The sequence below is a fragment of the Capnocytophaga sp. FDAARGOS_737 genome (assembly GCF_009730375.1).
In the GTDB taxonomy this organism is placed as follows: Bacteria; Bacteroidota; Bacteroidia; order Flavobacteriales; family Flavobacteriaceae; genus Capnocytophaga; species Capnocytophaga leadbetteri.
The window spans coordinates 2066271-2079946 of the sequence record NZ_CP046316.1 but is presented as its reverse complement, the minus strand read 5'-3'; the positions used below and the strand labels follow the sequence as shown (position 1 = coordinate 2079946).

10 protein-coding genes and 1 riboswitch are annotated in these 13676 nt (G+C 42.1%); of the genes, 9 read left to right on the top strand and 1 reads right to left on the bottom strand.

The genetic code is table 11. The features are described 5' to 3' along the window. Positions 1-3: 3 nt before the first annotated feature. The 4 genes from FOC45_RS09180 to FOC45_RS09165 all read left to right on the top strand — a co-directional run bounded on the left by FOC45_RS09180 (position 4) and on the right by FOC45_RS09165 (position 4227). Complete coding sequence (locus tag FOC45_RS09180; RefSeq protein ID WP_009390478.1) at positions 4-711, top strand: hypothetical protein; 708 nt, start codon at positions 4-6, stop codon at positions 709-711. A gap of 13 nt (positions 712-724) precedes the next feature. Then, complete coding sequence (locus FOC45_RS09175) at positions 725-1453, top strand: hypothetical protein (RefSeq protein WP_009390476.1); 729 nt, start codon at positions 725-727, stop codon at positions 1451-1453. A 25-nt stretch (positions 1454-1478) separates the two neighbouring features. Continuing rightward, positions 1479-2189 (top strand): DUF4197 domain-containing protein, encoded by a 711-nt coding sequence (locus FOC45_RS09170; protein ID WP_034539691.1) that lies wholly within the window; start codon positions 1479-1481, stop codon positions 2187-2189. A gap of 82 nt (positions 2190-2271) precedes the next feature. After that, the gene (locus FOC45_RS09165) at positions 2272-4227 is read left to right on the top strand and encodes a M3 family metallopeptidase (RefSeq protein ID WP_009390471.1); all 1956 of its coding nucleotides are present in this window, start codon (positions 2272-2274) and stop codon (positions 4225-4227) included. 77 nt (positions 4228-4304) lie between these two features. On the opposite strand, the gene FOC45_RS09160 is transcribed toward FOC45_RS09165, so the two are convergent. Next, the gene (locus tag FOC45_RS09160) at positions 4305-6458 is read right to left on the bottom strand and encodes a TonB-dependent receptor (protein WP_009390470.1); all 2154 of its coding nucleotides are present in this window, start codon (positions 6456-6458) and stop codon (positions 4305-4307) included. A gap of 103 nt (positions 6459-6561) precedes the next feature. Beyond that, a riboswitch (TPP riboswitch) is annotated at positions 6562-6650 on the bottom strand. Between the two features lie 398 nt (positions 6651-7048). Between FOC45_RS09160 and trpS the strand changes: the two genes are divergently transcribed. From trpS to FOC45_RS09135, 5 genes are read left to right on the top strand one after another with little or no spacing between them, the layout of a single operon-like run. Continuing rightward, positions 7049-8017, top strand: a complete 969-nt coding sequence (gene trpS, locus FOC45_RS09155) for a tryptophan--tRNA ligase (protein ID WP_009390468.1) — start codon at positions 7049-7051, stop codon at positions 8015-8017. Between the two features lie 2 nt (positions 8018-8019). Further along, on the top strand, positions 8020-8982 hold the full coding sequence (locus FOC45_RS09150; RefSeq protein WP_009390467.1) for a Gfo/Idh/MocA family protein: 963 nt from the start codon (positions 8020-8022) through the stop codon (positions 8980-8982). Continuing rightward, positions 8979-10388, top strand: a complete 1410-nt coding sequence (locus FOC45_RS09145) for an SPOR domain-containing protein (RefSeq protein WP_009390466.1) — start codon at positions 8979-8981, stop codon at positions 10386-10388. The genes FOC45_RS09150 and FOC45_RS09145 overlap by 4 nt, the downstream gene beginning before the upstream one ends. Positions 10389-10399: 11 nt before the next feature. After that, on the top strand, positions 10400-11032 hold the full coding sequence (locus FOC45_RS09140; protein ID WP_009390465.1) for a 7-carboxy-7-deazaguanine synthase QueE: 633 nt from the start codon (positions 10400-10402) through the stop codon (positions 11030-11032). Positions 11033-11041: 9 nt separating this feature from the next. Further along, positions 11042-13642: a DNA gyrase/topoisomerase IV subunit A gene (locus tag FOC45_RS09135; RefSeq protein ID WP_009390464.1), complete on the top strand. Its 2601-nt coding sequence runs from the start codon at positions 11042-11044 to the stop codon at positions 13640-13642. The last annotated feature ends 34 nt before the right edge of the window (positions 13643-13676 follow it).

Sequence of the window (13676 nt, the reverse complement as noted above, 5' to 3'; positions counted from 1 at the left end):
CTAATGAAACTATCAAACGTATTAAGTCTTTCATTTCAGTTGTTTAAGACTACTTTTTTAACGCATCTGTTAGGCTGTTTGCTCCTTTTTGGCGTACTTTTGGGGCTGTATTGGTTTTTAGCTCCTGTTATTTTCGGAATGCCTTTAGAGGAAGTTGCCCAACTATCAAAACAGCCTGAAAAGATAACAGCTCTTGTAAACAATGGCGGTTTTGCTATCAAATTATCGCTTTTTCTGCTGCTGGTAGATGGTATTGTAACGCCCTTTACTACCGGTATGTACAAGAATTATAGGTCAGTGCAGCGCAATGAGGCGGCTACCATAGGGCAGCTGTTTAGCTTCTATCGCTCTACCTATACCGGCAGGATACTTAGTTATGTGTTGCTGCTTACGGCGCTGAAGAGTGTTGCTTTTGTAGGGATAGGCGCTTTAGGGCTTCCGGCATTTGCTTTGGCTACTGTTACGGTAATGTCGATTGTGTTTGTGCTTACTTTGCCTATCATCATTTTTGAAGACCAACCTCTGCTAAGGGCTATGGGCAATAGCTATAAGCGCACGGTACCTGTCATTTTTACAGTGATGCTCGCCTTAATCTTAGGAGGGATTGTCAGTCTTTTAGGGGCTTTTGTGTTTGGCATAGGTATTGTAGTTACCTTCCCAATGCTATACGCAGTGATTTACAGCCTTTATACTAATAGTGTAACCCATTAAAAAACATTAAAATATGTCATTCTCAAACGTTTTCGATTTTGCAGGACAACTCTATAAGAAAGCCCTGCTTGTACACACTATAGGCATGTTGCTGCTTACGGTAGTAATTATGTTACTGATGTTTATAGGTATACCTTTGCTGATGTCTTTTCATTATGAAGAGATGATTATTAATGCAAAAGATAATCCTTTCTATGTGGCAGAGCTGATGTCTTCGCCCCTTATGCTTGCTAAAATCTCTCTTATGTCATTAGTAGTAGGGGTGTTAGTAGCGCCTTTATCAGCTGGTTTTTACCAAAACTTAGATGCGATTGCGAAAGGAGGTCAGTCAGATTTTGCTAATTTATTTACGCACTATAATTCTCCTTACACAGGGCGTATAATGCTTTCTACCTTGATATTAGGGGTAGTTAATGGAGGGATATCAATACTGATGAATGTATTACGTATACCGCTCTTAGACAGTCTTCTTTCTTTTTTTATAAATATAGTGTTTTGCTTAAGCCTCCCGATTATCATCTTTGAAAATCAGTCAGTTACTGATGCACTAAAAGGTAGTTATGAGCGTGTCATAGCCTCTTTTGGCACGGTTTTGGGAGTGCTATTAGTAGGGTTTCTCATTGCTGTATTGGGGGTATTAGCGTGCTGTGTGGGGTTATTCTTTACCGTACCTTTCTTATATGCAGCAACTTATGCTATATACGATGCTTGCAAAGCAAAACCAAAAATATCAGAATATTAAAACAGGAATTAATAAAATAATATATATGAAGAAAACTCTTTTATTAGGTATATTGGCTGTAGGTAGCCTTACCTTAAACAGCTGTAATGAGTTACAGCAGGTGCTTAGCCAAACGGCGCAAAGTGGTAGCCTAAATGTGGCTGGCGGACTTAAGCAAGCGTTAGAATTAGGCGTGAGTGCAGGTGTAGATGCCTTGAGCAAAGATGGTGGCTATTTCAAAGATCAAGCAGTGCGTATCTTATTGCCTGAAGAATTGCAAAAGGTAGATAAAACCTTGCGCTCTATAGGGCTCGGCTCATTAGCCGACCAAGGGCTAAAAGTGCTAAACGAAGCAGCAGAGAATGCAGTAAGTCAAGCAAAACCTATCTTCCTTTCAGCTATACAAAATATGACTTTTTCCGATGCTATGAACATTCTAAAAGGGGATAATACCGCTGCTACTACTTATCTGAAGAACTCTACTTATTCGGCTTTGGTAAGTGCTTTTTCGCCAAAAATACAAGAATCGCTTAGCAAAGTAGGTGCTGATAAGGTGTGGGAGAACATTATCAGTAAGTACAACCAAATACCTTTAGTGAAACCGATAGAGGCAAACCTCACTCAGTATGTTACTACCCAAGCAATCAATGGGCTTTTTACTAAAGTGGGTGATAAAGAGAAGGAAATACGCACCAATGTAGCGGCTCGTACTACTCCTCTGCTACAATCGGTATTTGCTATGCAAGACAATAAGTAGTTTTTTATTAATTTTTTAATTATGAATTTATAAGAAGGCTACCTGAGAGATTGGGTAGCCTTAAGATATTAATCACTTTATTATGTTTCATACTCCTTACGAGGCTGCTCCTTTTTCGCAATTTACAGCCTTTGATTATCTGCCAGCTATTCAGACCGCTATTAATGATAGTTTGGCAGAAATACAAAAAATCAGCAAAAACTACAAACCTGCCACTTTTGAAAATACTATACTTCCTTTAGCTTATAATGACTTGCGCTTAGAGAGGCTTACCTCTATGTTCTTTAATTTGAATAGTGCCGCTACTACTCCTGAACTACAAGCACAAGCGCAACTTATCTCGCCTCTGCTTAGTGAATACACTAATGATGTGAGGCTTAATGCTGTACTCTTTAAACGGATAAAAGCTATATACAGAAAACGGGAGAAACTATCTCTAACAGCCGAGCAATGTACCTTGGTAGAGAAAATGTATCATAACTTTATGCGCAATGGGGTACACCTACGCCAACGCAAAATTCGCCTGCGCGAAATAGACAGAGATTTAGCAGCGCTTAAGCTAAAGTTTTCAGAGAACTTATTGGCTGAAAACCAGCTTTTTTTCATACATATCACTAACCCTATAGAGGTAACGGGGCTACCCGATTACGCTCTTCAAATGGCAACTGCTGAAGCGGCAAAGCGCAAGTTAGAGAGCTGGGTTTTTACCCTTGACTTTCCGCTCTATACTGCTGTGATGAAGTATGCTGATAACCGCGAATTGCGCCGGAAACTCTTCATAGCTTATCACAAAAGAGGCGCTAATGACAATGAGTATAATAATGAGGAAATAGTATGGCAAATCAGCTTGCTACGCCGCGAGCGCGCACGCCTATTGGGCTATGAGAATTACGCTACCTTTGTGCTTGAAGACCGTATGGCAGAAAGCCCTCAGCAGGTAAACGACTTTCTACAATCGCTGTTAGAGCAAGCCTTGCCTTTAGCCAAACAAGAACTAAAAACGCTGCGCATATTCTCTAAAATAGATGATTTTCAGCAATGGGATTTTCCTTATTATGCTGAAAAGCTCAAACAAGAGGAATATCAGATAGATGACCAGCAGTTAAAACCCTATTTGGCTTTAGATAAAGCAGTGCAAGGAATGTTCGCAGTAGCTAATAAAAAACTATACGGACTGCATTTTGCGCTTACTGACGAGGTCGAGAAGTACCACCAAGAGGTACAAACCTACAAGGTAACCGATGCCGAGGGCAATTATGTAGCATTGCTCTACACCGATTTCTTCCCTCGTGCAGGCAAGCGCAATGGAGCTTGGATGACTACTTTCAAAGACCAATATATCGACCTACAAGGCAACGATTCGCGCCCTCATATATCAATAGTCTGCAACTTTACCCGTCCAACGGACACAGAGCCCTCACTGCTCACATTTAATGAGCTTACGACTCTCTTTCACGAGTTTGGACATGCCCTTCACGGAATGCTTTCGCGCGTAACCTACCCCAGCCTAAGTGGTACTAATGTAGCTCGCGACTTTGTTGAACTACCCAGCCAACTGATGGAAAATTGGTGTTATGAAGAGGAAACTCTACGACTATTTGCAACCCATTACCAAACAGGCGAGCCTCTGCCTATGGAGTGGGTACACCGCATAAAGAAAGCACAAAAGTTTATGGAGGGACTCCTAACGGTGCGTCAGTTGGTCTTTGGTATTCTCGATATGGCTTGGCATAGTGTGAAGTATGCTGACGAGATACGAAGCACCAAGGGCTTTGAGCATTCACTATCATTACCCCAGATGTTTCCACCTATTGAAGAGATTTGTATATCTACCGGCTTTTCACATATTTTCAGCGGAGGCTATGCCGCAGGTTATTACAGCTACAAATGGGCAGAAGTGTTAGAAAAAGAAGCTTTTGGTATATTTGAAGCTGCTGGTATTTTTAACCCCGAAGTAGCGACTCGTTTTCGCAAGGAAATATTAGAGAAAGGCAGCAGCGAAAAAGAAATGACCCTATTCAAAAGGTTTAAACAATAAAAGTATATAGTAAGGCATAAAAAAAGCTACCAATTATTGGTAGCTTTTTTTATGCCTAAACTTTAGGTATTTTGCTCTTAGAATGAAAGGGTTATACCTGCCAAATAGTGAGCTTCTGCAGCAGGTATATAAGATTCTCCATACTTATTACTACCATAAGGTATGTATTTAGCATTTAAGATATTGTTTCCTATTACTGAAAATAAAACAGATTTAAAGGTATGTTTAGGGTTCCATTCGTATTGCAAACTTAGGTTGTTTACAAAATAAGCATCTAATTTAGCTTCTTCACGCTGTGTGTTATCAATATATTGGCTACCTACATATTTAGAAATAAGACTTGCTTGAAAGTTCTTTATAGGCAAGAAGCTAATTGTATTACCTATTACAGCACTTGGTGAGTATGAAATTTGAGTATCACCCCAATAGGTAATAACTTTTTTCTTCTCTGTTTTGTAGTCTTTAGTAATGTTCTTACTGAAAGCTACATTAGGTTGCCATATCCATTTGGTAGAAAGGTGTACAGTCGCATCAGCCTCAATACCTGAGCGGTAGCTACTTCCTACATTTTCACGGATAGGGTAGCCTGTTTCATTTAGTTTACCAGTAGGTATAAGTTGGTCTTGGTACCCCATATAATAACCATTAACGTTCAAAACTACCTTATCACTCTGATAACGCCATCCTAATTCAAAATCATTTAGTTTTTCAGCTACAGGTTTTTTAGCTAAAGCATTCTTTTTTAGTTCTTTAGCATAATCTTTATAGTCAGAACGATTAGGTTCTTTAGTAGCGCGTGCATACGATAGATAAAAGCTATTGTTTGGATTGAGGTTAAAGCTAACTCCCATTTTAGGGTTGAAATTGTAAAGAGCTTCGTTTACTTTGTATTTTTTAGCCTCATAATTTACATAGCGCAATTGCATATCAGCAAATAAACTCCATTTTGAGTTTAGAGTATAGGTCAGTTTAGCAAAGCCTGATGCTTCTTCTTTGGTGTTAAGCCCTTCATAACTATAATTGTTTTTGTATGAAGTATAAGCTTTTTCAGCCCATAATAAATCTTTAATATGAGCCCCTTGATAGCGGTTTAAAGCTCCTCCTACTAACAAATCTATATTATCCTTTTTATAATTAGCTGAAAAGGTCGTTCCCCAAAAATCATTATTAAGTCCTTGTTGGTGAATATAGTAAGCTTGTTTTTCTTCCCCGTCAGGATCATTACCCAATGAAGGAAGCCCTATCCAAGAATAAGCACCTTTCTCATAGTTTTCCCAATAACCCTTTCCTTTGGTATAGTGAAAAGCGATTTGGGTACGCCAAAACTCATTCCACTGTTGCGACCAATGCAGTTGAGCGAGGTCTTGCTGATAGTTGTCGCTTTCATTGTCGTAGAAACGCTTATTGCCGGCAGCATCAGTATATTCACCTGCAGGATTATAGCGTCTATCGTTAGCCAAGGTTGCTTTGTCAAGTCCTAAATAGGTTAGATAGGCGTGCTGTTTTCCCCCTAACAAAATAGCTTTGATAAGCGTACCCCCATAAGCGTATGCCCCTTGTAAAAAGTAAGATTTGAGATTAGCCCACCCTCTATCTCTGTAGCCGTCACTTTTAATAACCGAAAAACGACCACTAAGCTCAAAACGGTCATTAATCTTACCAGTAGAAAATTTAAGAGCGTGTTTATGAGTGTTGTAACTACCGTAGAAATTTGCTATTTCAGCACTTGCTTTTGGCTGAATAGCCTCCGTTAGTATATTAAGACTCGCTCCAAAGGCACCCGCTCCGTTCGAAGAGGTACCTACCCCGCGCTGTAGCTGTATGTTTTCAGCTGACGAAGCCAAATCCGAAAGATTGTAAAAGAATACCCCACCCGACTCCGAGTCGTTTAGCGGTACTCCGTTGATAGTTACGTTAGTACGGTATATATCCGAACCACGCACATTTATATAAGAAGAACCAAAACCTACCCCGTCTTCAGAATAGCTCACCACATTTGGCAGATGGTTGAGCAGCAAAGGCAGTTGTTGCCCAAAGTTTTTAGCTTTAATCTCTTTTTTTGAGAGATTAGAAAAAGTGATAGGGAGTTTTTGGTTAGCCCTAACTGCCGACACTAATACTTCGTCTAACAGTATAGGCTCACGGATAGAGTCCATAACCGACTCAATTGGTTGTTGCGCCATAGCCACTGACGACAAGCATAGCGCGGTGTACATAAGTACATTTTTCATTGTTGAATAAAATGTTTTTTTCACAAATAAAAGAGGCAATTATTTGGTGTGGTTATTAAACAAAAAATGACTTGTTCCTGCTACCCAAAAGCAAAAACAAGCCTTACGCTTAGTTTCATTCCTTGAACGGCATTACCCGCTCAAGTTCTATGGGTATAATCTCAGCCTATTACAGCACCCCTTATGAGACGGCGGCAAAAGTACAAAAAATATGTTAAAGTCCAAAAAAAACTTATTAATTATTTCCACGCCCCCATTCCTCCCAGCCTTCCCAATCCTCCCAGCCTTCTCAGCCCTCCCAATCTCTCTCCCAGAAAAATTTTCTAAATACACTTACCCTATACAAACCATATAGGAACAATACAGGAACACCGAACAATCACCGAACAATCACCGAAGTATAAACGACTAATAATCCTTCTCCAACCAGAAAAATATGCTACCCTCGCTCAGCTCTTACTCAAATAATCTTGTGTGTTTTGCCTACATAATTCATAATTCAAAATAATTTTGTATATTTGCCGCCAATTAAACCTATTAGTCAATCTGCAAACTAACAAATTGGCTAATCGACAAATCGACAAATTAAAATGGCTCGTATACTTACAGGTATTCAAAGTACAGGCACCCCCCATTTGGGCAATATACTCGGGGCTATACGTCCGGCAGTGCAAATGGCTGCCGACCCCGCTAACGAATCTTTTCTCTTTATAGCCGATATGCACTCGCTCACTCAAATAAAAAATGGCGAGGAGTTGCGCGCCAATACTTATAGCGTAGCAGCTACGTGGTTAGCTTTCGGTCTCGATACCAATAAGGTAACTTTCTACCGCCAGAGCGATGTGCCTCAAACGGCAGAACTTTCGTGGTATTTAAGTTGCTTTTTTCCTTATCAGCGCCTCACGCTTGCCCATTCGTTCAAAGATAAAATGGACTATCTGCAAGACGTGAATGCCGGTCTTTTCACCTATCCTATGCTGATGGCAGCCGACATATTGCTCTACGATGCTGAGGTCGTACCTGTGGGTAAAGACCAATTACAGCACCTTGAAATCACCCGCGATGTAGCTTCTCGCTTCAACCACCAGATGGGCGAAACTTTTGTGCTACCACAGGCTAAGATTGAAGAGCGCATAATGATTATCCCTGGTACTGATGGCGAGAAGATGAGCAAATCGCGCCATAACTTTATCAATATCTTTTTACCTGAAAAACAACTCAGAAAGCAGGTGATGTCTATACAAACCGATAGTACGCCTTTAGAAGACCCTAAAGACCCCACCACCTGCAATGTGATGAAACTATATCGCCTATTGGCTACTGACGACCAAGTGCAGCAGATAGAAGCTCTCTATCGTGCAGGAGGCTACGGCTATGGTCAGGCCAAACAGGCTCTTTACGAACTGATATTAGAACAATTTGCTACCCCTCGCGAGCGTTATGCTTACTTTATGGCACATTTAGACGAATTGGACGCTATCCTAAAGGAAGGTGCTGCCAAAGCGCATAAAGTAGCCGACGAAACCCTCCGTAGGGTACGCGCTAAAATAGGATACTAAAAATGGAAAAACAAAAAGCAGGGGTGCTCGGCGCAGGGCATCTCGGAAAAATACACTTGCGATTGCTAAACCAATCCGATAAATACGAGTTGGTAGGTTTTTACGACCTCGATGAGGCTAACGCTCAAAAGGTAAGCCAAGAGTTTGGCTACCATCGTTTTGATAGTGTCGAAGCCCTCATCGCTGCTTGCGATATGGTCGATGTGGTAACCCCCACGCTCAACCACTTCGCTTGTGCCGAAAAAATCATCAAAGCCGGTAAGCACCTTTTTATCGAAAAGCCTATCGCTACTACGGTCGAAGAGGCTGAACAAATCATCGCCTTAGCCGAAGCCCACCAAGTAAAAGGACAAGTCGGACACGTAGAGCGCTTCAACCCTGCCTTTACTGCCGTACGCGACCAGATACAAGAGCCTATGTTTATAGAGGCGCACCGCTTAGCTGAGTTCAACCCTCGCGGTACTGATGTGCCCGTAGTGCTCGACCTGATGATACACGATATAGATGTCATACTGAGTGTGGTAAAATCAAAGGTGAAACACATATCAGCCAGCAGTGCAATGGTGATAAGCCACTCGCCCGATATTACCAATGCCCGTATAGAGTTTGAAAACGGTTGCGTAGCCAATCTTACAGCCAGCCGTATCTCGATGAAGAATATGCGCAAAAGCCGATTCTTTCAGCGAAACGCTTATATATCAGTAGATTTCTTAGAAAAGAAAGTGGAAGTGGTCAAGATGAAAGAAGCCCCTGAAGTAGCAGGCGACTTCGATATGATATTGCAAAATGCGGAGGGAGAAAGAAAGCAAATCTACTTTGAATATCCTGAAATTCACAATAACAACGCTATTTTAGACGAACTCGAATCTTTTGCTGATGCTATCCGTAATAACACCACACCTACGGTCACCCTACAGCAAGGTACTGAGGCGCTCAGAATAGCCAAACAAATTCTGAACCAATGAAATATCTCATCACCGTATTAGCGCTTATAGGGCTTCTGATGCCTGCAGCGGCACAAAATACCGATTTCAAAATCAGGTACGAAACCTTCATCAAGGGGGATATCAAGATAATAGGCAACAACGTGATAAACCGCAAAGAAAAAGGCGCAAGCCCTAACGACCCTTATAACGACCGTTCGCCTAAAGCCAAACTTAATGACGAGTTTGATATGCAGTATATTGATGTTGATAACGACCCCAATACTTTTGCGTCAAGTACCGCTCATTTCAGCTATGACGGTACGGGGGGCAAGGTGGCGTACGCCGGACTTTATTGGGCAGCTACTTACCCGTATAATAGCGGAGTGTTGCGCGGCACTAAGAATATACCGGTAGACAAAAACCGCGAAGAGGCAAGTAGCGTATTATTTAAAACCCCTGATATCAATGCCTATGTGCCTATATCAGGCGAACTTATCTACGATGGTATCAATGATGAAAAGCTAAAAAATGCGGCTCCTTATGTCTATTACGCTAATGTTACCTCGTTGCTCGCCCCTGCTACCAAAGTAGTTGGCGACTATACTGTGGCAAACGTGCGTGCTGCTCTTGGGCAGATAGAAGGAGGGTCAGCTGCGGGCTGGGCATTGGTGATAGTATACGAAAATCCTGATAGCAATGTCAAGAAAATCATTACTTACGATGGTTTTTCTGCTATTACTAATGAAGAGTCTAAGACATTTAGCTTCAAAGGATTTAAAACACCTGAAGAAGATGACTTCAAAACCCGTATTATGGGGGTAACCCTCGAGGGCGACCTCAATATGATGGGCGACAACGTGTCGATTACAGTGCCCGAAAGCGGCAAAACTACTTCGTTAGAGAGCAAAGTGCGTCCAGCGCAGAACTTCTTCAACAGTAGTATCAACGTGAATGACGATTTGGTAACGCAGCGCAAACCTGCCAGTCTCAATACGCTTGGCTTCGACCTTTTCCGTATGGATATTAAGAATGAAAATCGTTATCTTATCCCTAATAACGCCACCTCGCTCGACCTCAACTATACTCGCAGCCGCGACAGATACTTCTTGTTCCTTACTGCTTTAGAGATTGAAAACAACCCTAAAGAAATCACTCAGCTATATCGCAGTACAAGGGTTACCAAGCTAACGGCTAAAGATACCGAAAAAGGATATTACGTAATAGTAGGGGTGTTCCTCAATATCAATAACGTAAATAAGCGAGTAGAAGAGATGAAAAACTTTGGTTATGATGCTAAGGTGTATTATAACCGCGACCAAGTGCTTAACTTTATCTACGTAGATCGTTTTGATAAGTATGAAGATGCGATGAAGAAAGTAGAAGAAATTCGCGAGAATACCGAGATACCCGACCCGTGGATATTAGACGTAGCAAATTACGAATAGAAGCAGATTAAATGTTAGACGAATATAAGTTAACAGCCTTGCATAGGGGGGAGGCGCTCCCCCTTATGGAGGCTTTTTACTCCTTACAAGGTGAGGGGTATTATAAGGGTTCAGCCGCTTACTTTATTAGGTTAGGCGGCTGCGATGTTGGTTGCCATTGGTGCGATGTAAAAGAGAGCTGGGCAGCCGAGGCGCACCCTATAGTGCCGGTCGAGGATATAGCAGCCGAAGCGCTAAAGCATTCTCGCCTTATCATCATCACAGGGGGCGAACCCCTGATGTGGAACCTCGATAAACTCACCGCTCTGCTCAGAGAAGGAGGAGCGCGTACTCATATAGAGACTTCGGGCGCTCATCCTCTCTCAGGTACGTGGGATTGGATATGCCTATCACCTAAAAAAATAAAGCGACCAGTAGGCGGGGTACTACAGCAGGCAAACGAGCTAAAAATGGTCATCTATAACAACAATGATTTTCTTTTTGCTGAAGAGATGGCAGCCCAAGTATCACCCGACTGCCTGCTATACCTACAGCCAGAGTGGAGCAAATCAGCAATAGTAATCCCTAAAATAGTAGATTATGTAATGACGCACCCACAGTGGCGTGCCTCACTGCAAATGCACAAATACCTCGATATTAGATAAAAGAGCAAAATGGAAGAAAATGAGCTTCAAACTAGTGCTGCGCATCCTAATGACAGCATCATCAAGATAACCGGTATGTACCAAGACTGGTTCTTAGATTACGCCTCTTACGTAATCTTAGAGCGAGCGGTGCCTGCTATAGAAGATGGTTTCAAACCCGTACAGCGTCGTATTATGCACTCCCTCAAAGAGTTAGACGATGGTCGCTACAATAAGGTGGCCAACGTAGTGGGTAACACTATGCAGTACCACCCCCACGGTGATGCGAGTATAGGCGATGCGATAGTGCAAATCGGTCAGAAAGAACTGCTTATCGATACCCAAGGTAACTGGGGCAACACCCTAACAGGGGCTGATGCCGCAGCGCCCCGTTATATAGAAGCACGACTTTCTAAATTTGCTCTCGATGTAGTGTTTAGCCCTAAAGTAACCGAATGGCAATCAAGCTATGACGGACGCAAGAGAGAACCTATCAGCCTGCCGGTCAAGTTCCCCCTACTACTCGCACAAGGTACTGAGGGGATAGCGGTTGGGCTTTCTACCAAGATACTGCCTCATAACTTTATTGAGCTTATCGATGCCTCGGTTGCTTATTTGCAAGGAAAACCTTTTGAGCTCTACCCCGACTTCCCCACAGCGGGTATTATGGACGTAAGCGGCTATAACGATGGGGCAAGAGGCGGACGTGTAAGAGTGCGTGCCAAGATTTCCCAGTTAGACAAAAGTACTCTCGTTATCAACGAAATACCTTTTACTACTACTACCAAAACCCTTATCGACTCGATACTGAAAGCCAATGATAAGGGTAATATCAAAATAAAAAAAGTAGATGATAATACAGCGGCCGATGTAGAGATATTGGTGCACCTTCCTAATGGTTCTTCACCTGATAAAACCATCGATGCCCTCTATGCTTTTACCGCTTGCGAGACGGCTATTTCGCCCATCACTTGTGTGATTGAGGACAATAAGCCGCATTTTTTAACAGTATCTGAGGTGTTACGCCGCAGTACCGACCGCACTGTCGATATACTCAAACAAGAGTTAGAAATCACCTTAGAGGAGTTGCATTTGCAATGGCATAAAGCCTCTTTAGAAAAGATATTCATCAGAGAAGAGATGTATATCAACTTCAAAGATAAAAAGTACAAAAATAAAGAGCTTTTATACCAATACCTCTATGACCGTTTTGAGCCTTTCAAAAAGGATTTGCTACGCGAAATTACCGATGACGATTTAGAACGCCTTACCCAAATACCGATGATTCGTATCACCAACTTCGATACCTATCGCGCTGAAGAGCAGATGCTAAAAATAGAAGCCGATATCGAGGAGGTGAAGAACCATTTAGCGCACTTAGTCGATTATGCTATTGCGCATTTCGAGCGACTTAAGAAAACCTATAGCAAAGGGCGCGAACGCAAGACTGAGATACGTGTGTTCGACACTATCGAGGCGACTAAAGTAGTGGTGCGCAACACCAAATTGTATGTCAATCGTGCAGAAGGCTTTGTCGGTACAGGTTTGCGCAAAGACGAGTACGTAGGCGATTGCAGCGAGATAGACGATGTGATAGTCTTTACCGAAAGCGGTGCGATGTACGTTACCAAAGTAGCTGAAAAACAGTATATAGAGAAGAATATTATACACGTAGCAGTGTTTAAGAAAGACGACAAGCGCACCATCTACAATATGATATACAAAGACGGACAAACCGGCTTCTCGTATATCAAGCGCTTCAACGTAACGGGTATTACCCGCGATAAGAAATATGAGTTGATACCCCAGCACAAAGAGAGTCGAGTGCTCTATTTTACGGCTAATCCTAATGGCGAAGCCGAAGTCGTAACCGTAAACCTGCGTCAGTTAGGTACTTTGCGAAAACTGCGTTGGGATATAGATTTTGCCGACACCCTCATCAAAGGGCGTGGCGTGAAAGGTAATCTTGTTAGCAAGTACGCTATTAAGCGCATTGAGCTGAAAGAGAAAGGCGTATCAACCCTCAAGCCTCGCAAGATATGGTTTGACGACATTGTAAGGCGTCTCAATACCGAAGAGAGAGGCAAGTTACTCGGTGCTTTCAAAGGCGATGACCGTATGTTGCTTATCACCAAAGAGGGATTAGTAAAAACCATTATACCCGAATTGAGTTTGCATTTTGATAATAACATCTTGGTAATGGAGAAGTGGGTGCCTGAGAAGCCTATTTCGGTGATTTACTACGATGGTGAGAAGGAACGTGTATTTGTAAAACGCTTTGTGGTAGAGAACGAAAACCGCGAAGAGTTAGTAATTACTGAGCATCCTAAATCACAATTACTCTTTGTCTCTGCCGACTGGCGACCTATGGCTGAGGTAGTATTCACTAAAGAAAAAGGCAAGGAGAAAGAGAACCTTACGGTCAATTTAGAAGAGTTTATCAGCGTAAAAGGTATTAAGGCATTGGGCAATCAACTCACTACCGACAAGGTGAAAACCATCAATACTCTTGAATCTCTCCCTTATGAAGAACCCCAAGAAGAGGAAACAGTAGAAGATTTAGGTGATGAAGAGATAATAGCATCTACAGAGAATGAAAACAGTGGCACCCAAACGGAATTAGAGTTTTAAGATAGTTAGAAATGAAAAAATACATTACATTAAT

Excerpts from the sequence above, each read along its gene's own strand:
- FOC45_RS09180 (WP_009390478.1), top strand. The coding sequence starts at position 4 with ATGAAACTATCAAACGTATTAAGTCTTTCATTTCAGTTGTTTAAGACT.
- FOC45_RS09175 (WP_009390476.1), top strand. The coding sequence starts at position 725 with ATGTCATTCTCAAACGTTTTCGATTTTGCAGGACAACTCTATAAGAAA.
- FOC45_RS09170 (WP_034539691.1), top strand. The coding sequence starts at position 1,479 with ATGAAGAAAACTCTTTTATTAGGTATATTGGCTGTAGGTAGCCTTACC.
- FOC45_RS09165 (WP_009390471.1), top strand. The coding sequence starts at position 2,272 with ATGTTTCATACTCCTTACGAGGCTGCTCCTTTTTCGCAATTTACAGCC.
- FOC45_RS09160 (WP_009390470.1), bottom strand. The coding sequence starts at position 6,458 with ATGAAAAATGTACTTATGTACACCGCGCTATGCTTGTCGTCAGTGGCT.
- trpS (WP_009390468.1), top strand. The coding sequence starts at position 7,049 with ATGGCTCGTATACTTACAGGTATTCAAAGTACAGGCACCCCCCATTTG.
- FOC45_RS09150 (WP_009390467.1), top strand. The coding sequence starts at position 8,020 with ATGGAAAAACAAAAAGCAGGGGTGCTCGGCGCAGGGCATCTCGGAAAA.
- FOC45_RS09145 (WP_009390466.1), top strand. The coding sequence starts at position 8,979 with ATGAAATATCTCATCACCGTATTAGCGCTTATAGGGCTTCTGATGCCT.
- FOC45_RS09140 (WP_009390465.1), top strand. The coding sequence starts at position 10,400 with ATGTTAGACGAATATAAGTTAACAGCCTTGCATAGGGGGGAGGCGCTC.
- FOC45_RS09135 (WP_009390464.1), top strand. The coding sequence starts at position 11,042 with ATGGAAGAAAATGAGCTTCAAACTAGTGCTGCGCATCCTAATGACAGC.